Genomic DNA, 14,421 nt, shown 5'->3' on the forward strand with positions numbered 1-14,421 from the left:
CCGTCCCGGCCACGGTGCCGGGCGGGGTGGCTCCGGTGCAGCGTCCACAGGCTGGCGGACGGGGCTACTCGCTGCCCCGTCGACGTGCGATGCTGTCGAGGTACGGTTCTATCCCTTTCGCGAAGTCTCGACGCGTTCGCGAGGGGTGAGGGTCACGTGTGCGACCCCGGCGACGTAGCGCCGGGGCGCACCTCGATCGACGGGGAGCACCTCATGAGCACATCGAGCTCGGCAGCGGCGCGATGGCTGGCGGTCGGCCGGGACGTCCTGCTGACCGGTGACGCCGGAGCCGGCAAGAGCTGGGCGCTGCGCGACGTCGCGACGACAGCCACGGCCCGAGGGAGCTATTCGGTCCTCTCGATCCGTGCGCAGCACACCCTGCGACCCTTCGGGCCCTTCCGCGCGCACGACTCCGCCCCCCGCGGGGAGCTCTCCGAGAAGTCCTGGGTCGCGTGGATGCGCGAAGAGCTGTCCGGGCGACGACCGCTCCTCCTCGTCGACGACCTCGACAGGGTCGACGACGCGACGGTCGCGGTCGTCCGGACCTTCCTGTCGGTCGTCGACGCCCGGATGGTCGCGACCGTGGGGACAGACGTCCGCGCGCTGTACACGTCCCCGGCGGCACTGCTCGTCGCCGAGCGTGCACCCGCCCGGGTCCGCGTCGAGGCCATGGGGCTGTCGGAGACGTCTCGGCTGCTGACGTCGGCTCTGGGCGGGCCGGCGAGCATCGGTGTGGTCTCGGCGATCGCCACCCGGTCCGCAGGCAACCCGCGGGTCGCGCTCGCGCTCGCCGACGCCGCGAGGGTCGAGGGCGTGGTGCGTGTCGAGGGCGGCGTCTGGGTCAAGGCCGGGACGATGGACTCGATCGCGGTCGACTCGGTCGCTCACGGGCTGCTGCCGCAGGTCCCTGCCGAGCAGCTCGAGGCGCTCGTCGTGCTCGCCGAGCACGGCACCCTCGACGAGCGTGACGCCGCCCTGCTGGTCGGCGGCGACGTGCTCTCTGCGCTCGTCCGGCGCGGTCGGGTCGTCATGCACAGGTGCGACGGCACGCACACCGTCGTCGCCGTCTCCCCGCCCGCGCTGGGTCGTGCGCTGCGCACAGGGACCCTCGGTCCACGCGCGATCTCCGGCGACTCCTCCGCGCAGGGCGAGGGCCAGGGGGTGCGCAGGGCGGACCAGGGTGGGCATCGTGCGGACCGAGGCTCTGGGTCCGGCGAGGAACGCCTCGACCGCTCCGCTGTCCAGACCCGAGCCTCGGCTTCGCTGCCTGCGGCACCCGAGGAGTACCCGCGCTGGGCTGCAGAGATCGCCGTGCTGGTGCACGCCAGGTCCGAGGACGAGGTCGCGCGCCACCGCGCCACCTGGTTGCTGGCACCGACGGTCGACCACGCGAACGCGTTCCTCGGGGTCCTGCTGCGCCGTCCTGCCGACCCTGTCGAGGTCGAGACGATCTTCTCCGCCACCGAGCAGACCGACGGCGACACCCCTGAGTCGCGTGCCCTCTTCGACGTGCTCGCGACCCGGTGGGCCGTGTGGAGCGACAGCTCTGTCGGCTCTGACCCCACGACTCGTCCCGGCCCCGTCGCTGCCCAGCGCGCCCGGGTCGCCGCCGAGCGGGCAGCCGCACGGCCCGGCGAGGACGAGGACATCCGTGCGACGACGCGGGAAGCAGCAGCGGGCGTCCCCGTCGCGGGCTGGGCGCCGGTCCTGGAGTCCAGCGCGCTCCTCGAGGCCGGGCGGCCTGATCTGGCGCTCGCCGTGTGCGAGCAGGTCGACGGGACTATCGAGAGCACCGAGCAGATGCACTATCTCGACGGGATCCAGAGCGAGTCCCTCCTCATGCTCGGCCGTGTCAGCGAGGCGGAGCATCACGCTCGCGCCGCTCTCGAGCGCGCCCTCGACGCTCTCGACGGGCTCGGGATCCGGGTCAACGCCTGCGCTCTCGCCGTGGTCCTGGGCACCCGTGGTCAGTCTGAGGAGGCCTGGCGGACGCTCACCGTGTCCCTGCGCCTCGGCAGCCCTGGCCCGCTCGAGAACACCTACTACAGGAGGTCGCTCGCCCTGGGCACCCTGCTGAGGACCCGGGTGGGAGACAGTGATCTCGCGCGGGCTCTGTCGACCGAGCTCGACCTCACGCCGAGCGGGTACAGCCCTCTGCTGCAGTCCATGGGTGAGGTGGCCCGGACGGCGCTGGACCCCGACCCCGAGAAGGTGGAGGAGCTCTGGGTCGCCGGAGAGCGGCACGTCGAGGCCGGTCTGCTGCTTCCCGCGCTCTGGTGCTGGCTCGCACATCCTGGGCCGCACAGCCCAGAGCGGGTGCGTCAGGTCCGTGACCTCTACGCCAGGTGCCACGTGCCGCTCCTCGACTCCCTCGTGAGGCTCCACGAGGCGCTCTCGGCAGGGGACCTCGCGGTGCTCGAGGTGCTGGCTGGTCCGGCCACGACCATCGTCAACGACGCACCCCGCCGGACAGCGTGGACCATGCTGGGAGGCAGGCCCGGAGACGGTTCGGCACTGGCGCCTGCAGACCCCGGCGACCCTGGAGAAGGTTCCCCGCTGCTCACCACACGTGAGCGGCAGATCGCCCTGCTGGCTCGTGACGGGCTGTCCAACCGTGAGATCGCGACAGAGTTCACGCTGAGCGTGCGGACCGTCGAGAACCACATGTCGAGCCTGCTGCACAAGCTCGGTTTCACGAGCCGGCAGGACCTGACGCTGCACATGTTCGTGTGAGGGTGGGCACGGACAGCACCAGCATGAGCGCCACAGCGGCCAGTGCGACGACCAGTCCGACAACCCCCACCCATCCGACGAGGCCCCAGGCGTGGCCGGCCACCCAGCCGAACAGGCTGGCGCCCGCGTAGTAGACGACCGTGTAGAGCGCCGTCGCCTGCGCCCGACCCGTCGTCGCCCGGGCTCCCACCCGGCTGGCCGCGACGGCGTGCCCGACGAACAGCCCGAGGGTCAGCACGGTGACACCCGCGACGACCACGAGCAGCGGCCGGGCCAGCGTGACCACAGCGCCGACGCCCATGAGGGAGCACGCGATCACCAAGACCGTCCGAGGGCTCCATCGGTCGCTGAGCGCACCCGCGAGACGTGATCCGACGGTCCCTGCGAGATAGGTGAGGAACACGAGAGAGACGACGGTCGGGGCGAGCCCGTAGGGCGGGGCCTCCAGCCGGAAGGGCAGGTAGTTGAAGATCGCCGCCAGCCCGCCGACCAGCAGACCGCCGACGCAGAACAGCGCGACGAGCGTCCTGTCGTGCAGGTGCGCCCGCAGGTGGGCCAGCTGGCTCGGGCTTCGTGCGCCGACCGCCCGGTGCGGACGCTGACCACGAGGGGTCCCGGGAGGGAGCAGGAAGACCAGCAGGGCCATCACCGCGGTGAGGCAGGCACCGACAGCGACGAGCCCGAGCCGCCAGCCCAGGTGCTGCGCCACCGGGACCGAGACGAGCCGGCCGACAAGACCCCCGACCGAGGTTGCCGCGACGTAGGAACCGGCCAGCGCACCGGCTCTGGCCGGGAGCGACCAGTCGTGCACGAGGGCGATCGCGAGGGCCGGGATGCCGCCGAGCGCCGCGCCCTGGAGGAACCTCCCGGCGACGAGCAGCTCGAAACCGGGCAGCCACGGCACGAGGACGGCGAGCACCGCTGAGGCGACCGCCGCGACGCGCATGGCCTCGGGCCGGCCGATCCGGTCCGAGAGCCATGCCCAGGGGATCACCGAGGCTGCCAGGCCGAGGGTCGCGCCCGACACGAGGAGGGCGGCACGCGACGGGCTGACGGCGAGCGACGCCGAGACGTCGGTGAGCAGCCCCTGCGGTGCGTAGAGCAGCGCGAAGGTGCCCAGGCCCGCACACCACAGAGCAGCAGCGAGCCGGCGCTCGCCGATCACCTGCGGGAGCTCGCGGGCGGGCCTCAGAGCCGTGGGACGGGTGGCTGTCGTGGTCACCCGGACGACGCTAGGTGTGCGGATCTGATACCTCTAATGCATCGGGCCGCTCCTTCTCATACGCTCACGACATGAGAGACGATCCGGTAGCCGCACTCCTGCCGCACCTGCGGATGCTCGTGGCGCTCGGCGAGGTCGAGCACGTGACCATCGCCGCCGCCATGCTCGGCGTCCCGCAGCCGACGGTCAGCCGCACGGTCCGACGTCTGGAGCGCCAGATCGGGGCACCCCTGCTCGAACCTGACGGGCGCGGGGTCCGGCTCACCGCCGCCGCCCGCACCCTCGTCCCGTACGCGCAGCGGGCCCTCGACGTGCTGACCGACGGCCTCGCCGCGGTCGAGACCGAGGGGCGCCGCGCGCAGACGACGGTCCGTCTGGCCTTCCAGACCTCCCTCGGCGAACAGCTCGTGCCCGAGCTCATCCGGACCGTCCGGGACGACGACCCGTCGGTCCGCTTCGTGCTGAGCCAGGGTGCCCGCGCCTCGTGCCTCGAGTCGCTCCGTGCCCGCGAGGCCGACATCGCCCTCGTCTCGCGGCTCGACCCTGCGCCTGACGGGCTCCGCGTGGTCCCGCTCTTCGAGCAGCGGCTCGTGCTCCTCGTCCCGGCGGGCCACGCGGCTGCGGGTGCGGGAGCGGTCTCGGTCGCTGCGCTCGCGGACGAGCCCCTCGTGACGCTCAAGGTCGGCTACGGGCTGCGCGGGTCGGTCGACGAGCTCTTCGCCGACGCGGGGGTGTCGCCGTCGATCGCCTTCGAGGGCGAAGACCTGCACACCCTCACAGGTCTGGTCGCCGCAGGGCTCGGCGTCGCGGTCGCGCCGCAGACCACGACGACCCCGGCCGGGTGCGTCCAGGTGCCGCTCTCGGACGCAGGGGCGCGCCGCGACATCGGCGCGGCCATGCTGCCGGACGTCACGTCCGAGGCGGTGCTCGCCGTGCTCGGCACGCTGCGCTCGCTCACCAGGGCCGGAGGCCAGGCGCAGTGAGGTGGCGAGCCGTGCCTCGATGAGGATCTGCTCGCTGTGCTCAGACCCGCTGTGCTCAGACCCGCCGCGCCGAGGCTCGTCGTCCTCAGAGGCGTGTCGCGAGCCGCGCGTACTCCTGCGCCGTCACAGGAAGGACCGTCCCGTGCTTGATCTTGCCCGGGAAGGTGTACCCCTCGACGGGTTCCCAGCGCTCGGCGGTCAGCGACGACGCGTGGAAGGGGACATAGCCGCGGTCGGCGCCCGTGTACTCGTCGACCCACAGGTACCACTCGCCGTCGGTGAAGGACCTGAAGGCGAGCGGACCCTCGACGATCCCGGTCTCGGTCCCCGCCGTGACGCTGTCCGAGACCGGGTCCCACGCCTCGGCATGGAGGTCGGTCGACCGCTCGGAGAACACCAGGCCCGCGGCCTCGTCCTTGACGAAGCGCACGTAGCCACCGTCGCTGTCGGGGTCGGGCACCACGAGGGCGTCGATCACCGACCGGGTCGGGTGCCCGTGGTCGACGGCCTCGGTGAAGGTGACGAAGTCTGTCGTGTGCGCGCCGAGCAGCCTGTGGTGGCCCGAGCCCGTGTGCTCGGGGTCGTCGTCGGCGTAGAGCCGGGCGGACCACAGCACCAGGAAGGCCTCGGCCTCGGGGTCCCACACGGTCTTGGGCGCCCAGGCCATGCCGGCGCTCGGCGGCGAGACCTCGACCTGACGCTGCGGGCCCCACGTCATGAGGTCGGAGGACTCCCACACGTTGATGGACCTGCTGCCGTGGCGGCCGAGCCAGTCCCAGAAGCTGCCCGTCACGCCCGGGCGCTCGGTGACGCGGATGTCGAGGTCTGTCGCGAGCAGGTAGAAGGTCGATCCGTCGGCCGAGCGCAGCAGGTGCGGGTCGCGCAGGCCCTGCTCGCCCATCGTGGAGGCGAGGATCCCGGCACCGCCGTCGAGGGCGCGCCACGTCGTCGGGTCGTCGCCGTCGGAGAGCATGGCGTGGACCTCGTGGGTCGCGTCGTCGTGGTGGACCATGACGTACCCGGCCCAGTCCGGAGCGGCGCCGGTGCCGCTCGAGGGGGTGGGTGTGGTGGTGCTGTTCTCGGTCACGAGCACGTCCTCCGAGGGTGCGGCGTGGGGCGCAGCCAGGCTGCGCGGGCGCGTCGGTGCGCACTGTGAACGTTAACAAGGGAGTCGGTCAGGGGCCAGGGGGCCGGACCCCTCGACCGTCGTCGGTCTGGCCGTCCGTCCAGCGGTCGGGCGAGCACTCGCCGGTGTGACCTCGGGCCCTGTCGAGGGTCGACGACCCTCCTCATGCCTCGTCTCGATCGCCCTGACCTGGCGATATCCACCCAGAGGACTACAGACGGGGAGGTCTGCGACTGGCTACGCTCCGTCAGGGTGCCCCGCAGCGGGGCGCCGTGCCGCCAGCAGGGGGAGCCGATGCCCGCACACGCCCAGACCACCAGCCCGCCGCCCGACGTCGATCCCCGGTCGCTCGCGATCAGCACGCGCGGGTTGCGCAAGACCTACCGCAACCGGCACGGTCGCCACGTCGCCGTGCAGGGCCTCGACCTCGACGTCCCGATCGGTGGGGTGCACGGGTTCCTCGGGCCCAACGGCTCGGGCAAGACCACGTCGATCCGCATGCTGCTCGGCCTGGTCCGCGCGGACTCGGGGACGATGACGATCCTCGGCCAGGAGGTCCCGCGGGCGCTGCCCGACATCGTCGGCCGCGTCGGCGCGATCGTCGAGCAGCCGAAGTTCTTCCCGACCTTCACGGCGCGCAAGAACCTCGACCTGCTCGCGAGCGCCATCGGCGTCCCCTCGTCCGAGGTGGGGATGGTCCTCGAGGCCGTCGGCCTCGACGACCGCGCGGGCGACCGCTACAAGACGTACTCGCTCGGCATGAAGCAGCGCCTGGCGATCGCCGCGACGCTGCTCAAGGACCCCGACCTGCTGATCTTCGACGAGCCGACCAACGGCCTCGACCCGGCAGGGATCCGGGAGATCCGCACGACCATGCGGACGCTCGCCGACCAGGGCAAGACTGTCCTGGTGAGCAGCCACATCCTCGCGGAGGTCGAGCAGGTGGCCGACACGGTCTCGATCATCGGGCACGGACGGCTGCTGGCCAGCGGCCGCGTCGAGGACATCGTCGCGGGGTCTGCCACGACGGTCCGGGTGGGTGTCCGCCAGCCCGGCGAGGCACGCGAGATCCTCGAGCGAGCCGGGCTGACCGTCCGCGCCGACCACGAGGCGCTGCTGGTCGACGGTGCTGCCGACCCCGCCGACATCACGCAGGTGCTCGCCCAGCACGGGCAGTACGTCCACGAGCTCGTCGCGATCAAGGCCGGGCTCGAAGCGGTGTTCCTCGAGCTCACCGCAGGTGAGGGACCCGGGACGCGCGCCGAAGAGTCCGGGAGACCGACCCGCCGCTCACGCCGAGGAGGCTCCCGATGATGCGCCTGCTCAGGGTCGAGATCGACAGGTTCTTCAGCCGCCGCACCACCCGTGTCGCGAGCCTCGGGCTGCTCGGGGTGGTCGTCCTCGCGCTCGTCGCCGTCTGGCAGTCGTCGGCACCGGCGAGCGAGGAGGAGAAAGCGCTCTCGCAGCAGTACTACGAGGAGGCCCTCGCCGACTGGGAGGTCAACGGCGAGGCGACGCTCGCCGACTGCTACGAGCAGGAGGAGGCCGCCCAGGAGACAGACCCGACGGCGACGTACTACTGCGAGTCCATGGCCCCTCAGTCCGAGACGTATCTCTGGCCCGACCAGCTCTTCACCGACCAGGCCGGGTCGGTCCTGACAGGGATCGGGTACGCGGTCCTGCTCTACGCGTTCTTCGTCGGCGTGAGCTTCGTGGCGGCCGAGTTCGCGACGGGGTCGATGGGCAGCTGGCTGACGTTCGAACCGCGCAGGACCCGTGTCTACGCCTCGAAGCTGGCCGCCGCAGGCCTCGGGGTCGTCGTCCCGGCGATCCTCGCCGCCGTGCTCGTGGTCGGGGGAGCGTGGGCGATCTTCAGGATGTGGGGGACGCTCGGCGACGTCACGGGCGAGCTGTGGTCGGACCTCGCCGTGGGCGGTCTGCGGCTGACGCTCACGGCCATCGGGGTCGCAGTGCTCGGCGCGGCCGTCGCGATGGTCGTGCGGAGCACCGCTGCGGCGATCGGTCTGCTGCTCGGGTACGTGATCGTCGTCGAGGGGATCATCGGCTCGGCGGTCGACGCCCTCAAGCCGTGGTTGCTCACCCTGAAGTTCGAGGCCGTGCTGCAGGGGGAGTCGATGTACTGGGTCGACGACTGCACGACCGACGCCTCCGGCACGATGTGCGACACGATCGAGAAGACGGTGTCGCTGACGAACGGTGCGGTCAGTCTGGTGGTGCTGCTCGCCGTGGTGGTCGCCGTGGGGCTCGTGACCTTCCGCCGGCGGGACGTGGGCTGAGGCGGCGGCGGCTGATCAGCCACGTCTGCTGACGGCACGAGAGACGGCTGCGGGCTGGCGCCCTTCGTGGGGCGCCGGCCCGCAGCCGTCGGGAGGTGGCTCTGCGGCTACTCGCAGCCGACGCCGTCTCCGTCGCGGTCGAGCTTCTTGGCGTAGCCCGGGTCGCCTGCGTAGACCGGGGCTGCTCCGGCGGCGCGGGCCGCGTCGCAGTTCTCGTAGTACACCTCGACCGGGGCCGGCGCGGGCTCCGGGACGACGACGGGCTCGGGCGCCGGGGCGGGTGCCTGCTCGACGACGGGCGCAGGGGCGGGCTCGACAGCCGGCGCCGGGGCTGGTGCCGGTGCGGGAGGCGCGGTCGCCGGCTCGGGTTCCGGTGCTGGCTCGGGCGCGGGAATCTCGGGCACGGCCGACCCCTCGGGCAGCGGCTGGTCCGGGCAGGTGCTGAGCACCGAGGCCATCGCGACCTGCTCGGCGTCGGTGACCCACAGGCCGTAGGTGAACTTCACGCCGACCTGGCGGGCGACGTACTCGCAGCGGAAGTCCTTGTTCGGCGGCAGCCACGTCGCGGTGTCACCGTCGCTCTTCTGCCCGTTGAGCGGCCCGTCGGCAGCCCAGAGGTTGAGCGGGTCGTTGGCGAAGGCGGTGCGCTTCGCCTCGTCCCAGCCCTGGGCGCCCTTCTGCCACGCGTCCGACAGGGCCACGACGTGGTCGATCTGCACGGCGGTCGACGTCTTCTCGCCACGCTCGAAGGCGATGGTCGTGCCGCTGTAGGGGTCGGCGAAGGTCCCGGTGAGGACCACGCAGTCCTTGGTCCCGGCCTTGTACGTCACGTCGGTGAGGTCCCGGGCGAGGATGTCGTTACGGGTGTCGCAGCCGTTGCGGTCGACGTCGGCCCACGCCGCGCCGAAGGCATCCCGGGAGTAGCCGGTCTTAGGGGCGCGCCCCTTGACCTCGAGGAGCGGCACCGTCGCGAGCGCTGTCTGCGGGGTAGCGGTCGAGGTGACAGCCGCGACGTCGACGGGTTCGGCGAGCTCGGGTGACGGCAGCGGTGCGGGCGTCTCGGTCGGCTCGGGAGCCTCTGTGGTCGCGGCAGCCATCGGGCGGGCCTCGTCGGCCTCGGCCGAGCAGCCGGCGAGCAGCACGGCGGCGAGCAGGACGGCGGCGGTCCCGCGGAGGCCGCGGGAGGTCGGTCGCGCGGGGTGACGACCGGCGGTCGAGCGGGACGCGGGGGCAGACAGACGGGCAGACATCGGCAGCTCTTCCAGGGGGTCGGCCGCGTGGTGAGGAGGGCAGCACCGGGCCAGACCCGCGAGCTGCCCACGCGCGGAGATACGACTCGCATCGTAGGGCCGGTCGGCGGTGTGCTCGGGGAGCCCGCCGGGTGATCCTCGCCGCAGCCGCAGCCGCAGCCGCAGCCGCAGCCGCAGCCGCAGCCGCAGCCGGTCAACCAGGCTGTGCTGTCGGGAGCCTGAGCCGCACGCTCGTCCCGTGGCCCAGGCGGGAGGTGAGCATGGCCTGGCCGCCGTGCCTGCGGACGATCGCGTGGACCGTCGCGAGCCCGAGACCCGACCCCGGCACCCCGAGCGTGTTCGACCCGCGGGCGAGCTCGTCCCACACGAGCGAGAGCTCGTCGGCCGGGATGCCCGCTCCGGAGTCGGCGACCTCGACCACCACAGCGCCCTCCTCCTCGAAGCCGCGGACCTCGATCGGGGCACCGTCGGCCGAGAACTTCACGGCGTTCGACACGATGTTGTAGAGCGCGACGAACAGCAGGTCGACATCCCCGCGCACCGGCGGCAACGGCCACGGGACACGCGGGAACGCGACACTCACGTCGGACAGGGCACCGGGGACCGTGCCAGCACGGGCGGGCCGGGTGACGGCGAGCTCCTCGTGCAGCGCGGCGACCACCTCGGCGGTGAGGTCGGCGACGTCGACGGGCTCCTGCTCGATCTCCTGGGAGTCCAGGGAAGAGATCTTGCGCAGGTCGCCGACGAGCCGGCCCATGCGCGCGGCCTGCGCGTCGATCACGGCCACGGGGGAGAGGTGGACCGCTCCGGTGCCGCCGGGGGAGCCTGGCCCCGAGCCGTCGGCGAGGCTGGTCGACGACACCGAGGCGGCGGCGGCGTGGATAGCAGTCAGCGGGTTCTTGAGCTCGTGGTCGAGGCGGGCCAGGAACCTGTGGTGCGCGGCCTTCTCCTCCTGGCGCGCAGATGCTGCCCCCACCTCACCGGCCCGGCGGACCGCCCGGCGGAGCAGCAGCACGAGGAGCGCGACGATCCCGGCGCCCACCCCGGCAGCAGCGACAGCTGTCGCGAGCGGGACGGTGAACCGCAGACCGCTCGGGTTGCCCGCGGCGACCAGCACAGCGGCGACCACCAGCCCGACGGCGACCGGGACGATCACCCACGGGCTGGCCCACGGCGAACCGGCGCGCCCCCGAGCGCCTCGGTGCACGGACCCGGTCACCCGCGCCTCACCTGACCGCAGAACCTGTATCCGAGGTTCGGGACGGTCTCCACGAACCGCGGCGCCCCGGCGTCGTCGCGCAGCACGCGGCGGATCTCCGCGACCCTGTGGTCGACCGCGCGGGTGCTCGGCACGAGGTCGAAGCCCCAGAGCGCCTGGAGCAGGCGGTCCCGGGTGTGCAGCTCGCCGGGGTGCGCCATGAGGTAGTCGAGCAGCACCGAGGCGCGCGGGGTGAGCACCACCTCGCTCCCGGCGAGGAACACCCGCCGGGCCGACCTGTCGACCACCAGGTCACCGCTCACCAGACGCTCTGCGGTGCTCAACGGCTTCTCACCACCCGGGGCCCGGCGCCGCAGGACCGCACGGATCCGTGCGGCGAGCTCTTGCGGGTTGAAAGGCTTGTTGAGGTAGTCGTCAGCCCCCTCGTCGAGAGCCGCCGACCGCTCGAAGGACTCCCCGACCTGGGTGAGCAGGACCACGGGCGTCCAGTCGTCGCGCGTGCGCAGCCTGCGCACGAGCTCGCGTCCGTCGACGCGCGGCATCATCACGTCGGAGACCACCACGTCGGCGTGCCACAGGTCGAGGGTCTCCAGAGCCGCCTGACCGTCCTCTGCGACGCGGACCTCGAAGCCCGACCGCTCCAAGAACGGTGCGAGCGCCGCAGTGATCGCCTCTTCGTCGTCGACGAGCAGGACCGTCGGACGGCCTGTCACGATGCCACCAGCACGTTGCCCGCGCCCTCGTCCGACACCTCGGGGGAGCCCTCGTCCCACGTCACCGTGTTGTCCGCGCCGGCGACGGAGACCGTGCCGACCGACGTCACGTGCACGACGACACCGGCCGCCGCGATCTCGAGCGTCGTGATCTCCCGAGCCGTCAGCTGGACGTCCGCCGCAGAGATCGTCACGTGCTCGCAGGCCTCCGTGAGCTCGACAGCCTGCGACGCCCGCCAGAGGTCCAGGGTGCCGTCCGCGCCGCAGCCGACCGTGGTGGTCGGCGGGGCCGGGGTGGCGACAGGCGAGGGATGGGCACCTGGCCCACCGGGGGCCTCGTCGGGCGCAGACGCCGCCGGGTCGTCCGAGGGGTCACCGCCCTCGGAGGTCTCCGGGCTGTCGGGCGTGGTCTGCCCGCCGTCCGTCGCTGCGTCGTCCGTCGTGCTCGCGTCCTCCGGCGCGGACCTGCCCGACGTCGTGCTCGTGCTCGAGGGGCTGCTCGCGTCGTCCGACGCGCTCGCGGTGTCGCGGCGGTCGACCACCTCGACCGTGCACCCGGCGAGCAGCAGCGCAGCCGCAATGGCAGCGGCGAGGCACGCGAGGGCCGACGGGCGGGTGCGGCCGTGAGGGGACGTCGCGCTCGCGGTCTGGGGCCGGGGCGTCATCTGTGCTCCTTCGGGTGCACGGCGTCGGGTGGGGTGTCGTCGAGCCAGAGGCAGTCTGTCAGAAGGTCGGGACGAAGATCTCGACCCGGCGGTTCAGCTGGCGACCAGCCGGGTTGTCCGAGCCGTCGGCCGTCGTCTCGGGGGCGACAGGGCGGGTCTCGCCGTAGCCGGTGGTCTCGAGGGTCGTGGTCACCCCTCGCTCGACGAGTGCGTCGGCGACGGCCTGGGCGCGGTCCTCGGAGAGCTGCTGGTTGAAGGCCTCGTCGCTGATCGAGTCCGTGTGCCCGCCGATCTGCAGCGTCGGGGCGCCGGTCTCGGCGAGCGCCGCGGCGAGAGAGTCGAGGGTCTGCTCGGACTCGGGGCGCAGGTCGCTCGTGCCGAAGTCGAAGAGCGCTGCGTCGGAGAGCGAGATCGTCGTGCCGCACGACGTGATCGGCTCGATGGTGCCCATCGGCGGGAACACGCCCATCGCGGGGACCGGCGGGACGGGGTCTGCCGGGACGGGGACCCCGTTCACCGTCGCTGTGCCCTGACCGTCGTTCTGGATGGTCACGGAGCCGTCGGAGTACAGGCCTGAGCCGTCGCCGTAGTTGGTGATGGTCACGCCGTCTGCCCCCGCGAAGACGCCGCCGCCGTCGCCGTAGTTGGTGATGGTCCCGGTGCTGTCGGTCCGGGTGCCCGAGCCGTCGCCGTAGACCGCGAGCGAGACCTCGGCGTCTGCGTACACGCCCGACCCGTCTCCGTAGTTGGACACCGACACGTCGCCGCTCGCGAAGACCCCTGAGCCGTCGCCGTAGACCGTGACCGAGACGCCGTCGACGACGTAGGTCCCCGAGCCGTCGCCGTAGTTGACCGTCGTTCCGTCGGGCCCCGTGTACACGCCCGACCCGTCGCCGTAGAGCAAGATGCTGCCTGCGCCGGAGCGGACCGTCCCGGAGACGTCGCAGGACGCCGGGGCGACGGTCAGCCCCGGGTAGCCGCCGACGAGCTCGGTGATCTCGTGCGTGAAGCCTGACAGCGAGGCGTCGAGCATGGAGAGGTCTGGGATGGTGATGAGCGGGACGGGCGGGATCTCGCCGGGTGCGTAGCCGGCGACTGCTGTGGTGCTCGACGCCGGGTCCGTGGTCTGGTCGTCTGCAGGGTCGGTCGACGGCTCGTCGGTCGGGTCGGGCGTCGGTGCAGCGGCTGTGGTCGCCGACGCTGCCGGGACCGGGGTCGCGGTGCGGTCGGAGTCGGCCTGGCACCCTGTGAGGAGCACGGCGAGAGCGAGGGCGGCGCAGGTGCCGCGGAGTGTCGTCAGAACCGTCGTCGAGGTCATGAGGACGACGGTAGCGACGTGCTGCCTGCTGCAGGTCGCGGGGGTGTCGCGGCGATGTCGCAGGTCTGAGACATCTCGCGACCTGTGGCGAGGTGCCGGGTGCGCTGCGAAGGTGGGACGAGGTCGAGACACGTGCCTGCACCATCCTCGAGGGCCCTCGCAGGCCTCCCCTCCACCGATCGGAGCCCCCAGTGACCGACGACGCGAACGCCACGGACGCCCGCCACCGCCAGGATGGCGGCGCCCCGCCCTTCAACCACGACGACGCGGTGTCGCCGCTGCTCGGGGTTGCCTGGGCTCTCGAGGAGAACGAGGCCCTCGACGGTCCGGCCGACCTCGCCCGCCCGTGGGCCCAGCGGCTGACCGCCGGTCCGCTGCGGCGCGCCGCGCTCCAGGGCGTGTGGCTCGGGCATGCGCTCCACCCGGTGATGTCCGACCTGCCGATCGGGTTCTGGACCTCGGCGACGACCCTCGACGTGCTCCAGGGCGAGAAGTCCGCGAAGGCTGCCGACGCGCTCGTCGCGCTCGGGATCGCCACAGCGGTGCCGACGGCCCTGTCCGGGTGGGCGGACTGGGGGTCGGCCCCGAAGAAGACGCAGCGGGTGGGCGTCGTGCACGCCGCGGCGAACGCGACGGCTCTGACGCTGTACACGGCGTCGCTCGTGCAGCGTCGGCGCGGGAAGCGGACGTCGGGGGTGCTGCTCGGGCTCGTCGCGGGCGGCGCGCTCGGTGTGGGCGGGTTCCTCGGGGGGCACATGACGGTCGCGTCGGCGTAGCGGGTGCGGCGGGGCCGAGAGGGTTGGCGGGAACAACCGCGGACCCTGTGAGGTTGTGCGAGTCGTGATTGGTTGAATCATCAACTACCATCGAGGTGTCGGCTGGACGTCGGCACCGC

The 14,421-nt window shown here is 72.6% G+C and carries 12 protein-coding genes; 5 read left to right on the plus strand and 7 right to left on the minus strand.

Annotated elements, in window-relative coordinates; genetic code table 11:
* The first annotated feature begins 213 nt into the window (after window positions 1–213).
* Window positions 214–2,733, plus strand: a complete 2,520-nt coding sequence (locus SANBI_RS01240; RefSeq protein WP_319158182.1) for a helix-turn-helix transcriptional regulator — start codon at window positions 214–216, stop codon at window positions 2,731–2,733.
* On the opposite strand, the gene SANBI_RS01245 is transcribed toward SANBI_RS01240, so the two are convergent.
* Window positions 2,693–3,955, minus strand: coding sequence for an MFS transporter (locus SANBI_RS01245; RefSeq protein WP_319158184.1), 1,263 nt, complete (start codon window positions 3,953–3,955; stop codon window positions 2,693–2,695). The two genes, SANBI_RS01240 and SANBI_RS01245, sit on opposite strands and share 41 nt — an antisense overlap.
* Window positions 3,956–4,026: 71 nt before the next feature.
* Here SANBI_RS01245 and SANBI_RS01250 point away from each other — a divergent pair, with 71 nt between their 5' ends.
* Window positions 4,027–4,938: a LysR family transcriptional regulator gene (locus tag SANBI_RS01250; protein WP_319158186.1), complete on the plus strand. Its 912-nt coding sequence runs from the start codon at window positions 4,027–4,029 to the stop codon at window positions 4,936–4,938.
* Between the two features lie 85 nt (window positions 4,939–5,023).
* Here SANBI_RS01250 and SANBI_RS01255 read toward each other — a convergent pair whose 3' ends face one another.
* Entirely contained in the window at window positions 5,024–6,025 is a 1,002-nt protein-coding gene (locus tag SANBI_RS01255) for a glycoside hydrolase family 43 protein (RefSeq protein ID WP_319158188.1), read from the minus strand.
* 333 nt (window positions 6,026–6,358) lie between these two features.
* Between SANBI_RS01255 and SANBI_RS01260 the strand changes: the two genes are divergently transcribed.
* The gene (locus SANBI_RS01260) at window positions 6,359–7,378 is read left to right on the plus strand and encodes an ABC transporter ATP-binding protein (protein ID WP_319158190.1); all 1,020 of its coding nucleotides are present in this window, start codon (window positions 6,359–6,361) and stop codon (window positions 7,376–7,378) included.
* Window positions 7,375–8,361 carry an ABC transporter permease subunit gene (locus SANBI_RS01265; protein WP_319158192.1) on the plus strand — a complete coding sequence of 329 codons (987 nt, stop codon included), beginning with the start codon at window positions 7,375–7,377 and terminating at the stop codon, window positions 8,359–8,361. The genes SANBI_RS01260 and SANBI_RS01265 overlap by 4 nt, the downstream gene beginning before the upstream one ends.
* Before the next feature lie 107 nt (window positions 8,362–8,468).
* Here SANBI_RS01265 and SANBI_RS01270 read toward each other — a convergent pair whose 3' ends face one another.
* From SANBI_RS01270 to SANBI_RS01290, 5 genes are all read right to left on the minus strand, one after another.
* Complete coding sequence (locus tag SANBI_RS01270; protein ID WP_319158194.1) at window positions 8,469–9,611, minus strand: GmrSD restriction endonuclease domain-containing protein; 1,143 nt, start codon at window positions 9,609–9,611, stop codon at window positions 8,469–8,471.
* Window positions 9,612–9,804: 193 nt separating this feature from the next.
* Window positions 9,805–10,830 (minus strand): sensor histidine kinase, encoded by a 1,026-nt coding sequence (locus SANBI_RS01275; RefSeq protein WP_319158196.1) that lies wholly within the window; start codon window positions 10,828–10,830, stop codon window positions 9,805–9,807.
* Window positions 10,827–11,543: a response regulator transcription factor gene (locus SANBI_RS01280; RefSeq protein ID WP_056135318.1), complete on the minus strand. Its 717-nt coding sequence runs from the start codon at window positions 11,541–11,543 to the stop codon at window positions 10,827–10,829. The genes SANBI_RS01275 and SANBI_RS01280 overlap by 4 nt, the downstream gene beginning before the upstream one ends.
* The gene (locus SANBI_RS01285) at window positions 11,540–12,208 is read right to left on the minus strand and encodes a DUF3060 domain-containing protein (RefSeq protein WP_319158197.1); all 669 of its coding nucleotides are present in this window, start codon (window positions 12,206–12,208) and stop codon (window positions 11,540–11,542) included. The genes SANBI_RS01280 and SANBI_RS01285 overlap by 4 nt, the downstream gene beginning before the upstream one ends.
* 58 nt (window positions 12,209–12,266) lie before the next feature.
* Window positions 12,267–13,526, minus strand: a complete 1,260-nt coding sequence (locus SANBI_RS01290) for an OmpA family protein (RefSeq protein WP_319158199.1) — start codon at window positions 13,524–13,526, stop codon at window positions 12,267–12,269.
* Window positions 13,527–13,717: 191 nt separating this feature from the next.
* Between SANBI_RS01290 and SANBI_RS01295 the strand changes: the two genes are divergently transcribed.
* The gene (locus SANBI_RS01295) at window positions 13,718–14,302 is read left to right on the plus strand and encodes a DUF2231 domain-containing protein (RefSeq protein ID WP_319158201.1); all 585 of its coding nucleotides are present in this window, start codon (window positions 13,718–13,720) and stop codon (window positions 14,300–14,302) included.
* Window positions 14,303–14,421 lie beyond the last annotated feature (119 nt).

It is taken from the genome of Sanguibacter biliveldensis, from assembly GCF_033798665.1.
GTDB classification, from domain to species: Bacteria; Actinomycetota; Actinomycetes; order Actinomycetales; family Cellulomonadaceae; genus Sanguibacter; species Sanguibacter inulinus.

What these genes read in the sequence shown, in the direction of transcription:
- SANBI_RS01240 (WP_319158182.1), top strand. Translation starts at nt 214, where the DNA reads ATGAGCACATCGAGCTCGGCAGCGGCGCGATGGCTGGCGGTCGGCCGG.
- SANBI_RS01250 (WP_319158186.1), top strand. Translation starts at nt 4,027, where the DNA reads ATGAGAGACGATCCGGTAGCCGCACTCCTGCCGCACCTGCGGATGCTC.
- SANBI_RS01260 (WP_319158190.1), top strand. Translation starts at nt 6,359, where the DNA reads ATGCCCGCACACGCCCAGACCACCAGCCCGCCGCCCGACGTCGATCCC.
- SANBI_RS01265 (WP_319158192.1), top strand. Translation starts at nt 7,375, where the DNA reads ATGATGCGCCTGCTCAGGGTCGAGATCGACAGGTTCTTCAGCCGCCGC.
- SANBI_RS01270 (WP_319158194.1), bottom strand. Translation starts at nt 9,611, where the DNA reads ATGTCTGCCCGTCTGTCTGCCCCCGCGTCCCGCTCGACCGCCGGTCGT.
- SANBI_RS01285 (WP_319158197.1), bottom strand. Translation starts at nt 12,208, where the DNA reads ATGACGCCCCGGCCCCAGACCGCGAGCGCGACGTCCCCTCACGGCCGC.
- SANBI_RS01290 (WP_319158199.1), bottom strand. Translation starts at nt 13,526, where the DNA reads ATGACCTCGACGACGGTTCTGACGACACTCCGCGGCACCTGCGCCGCC.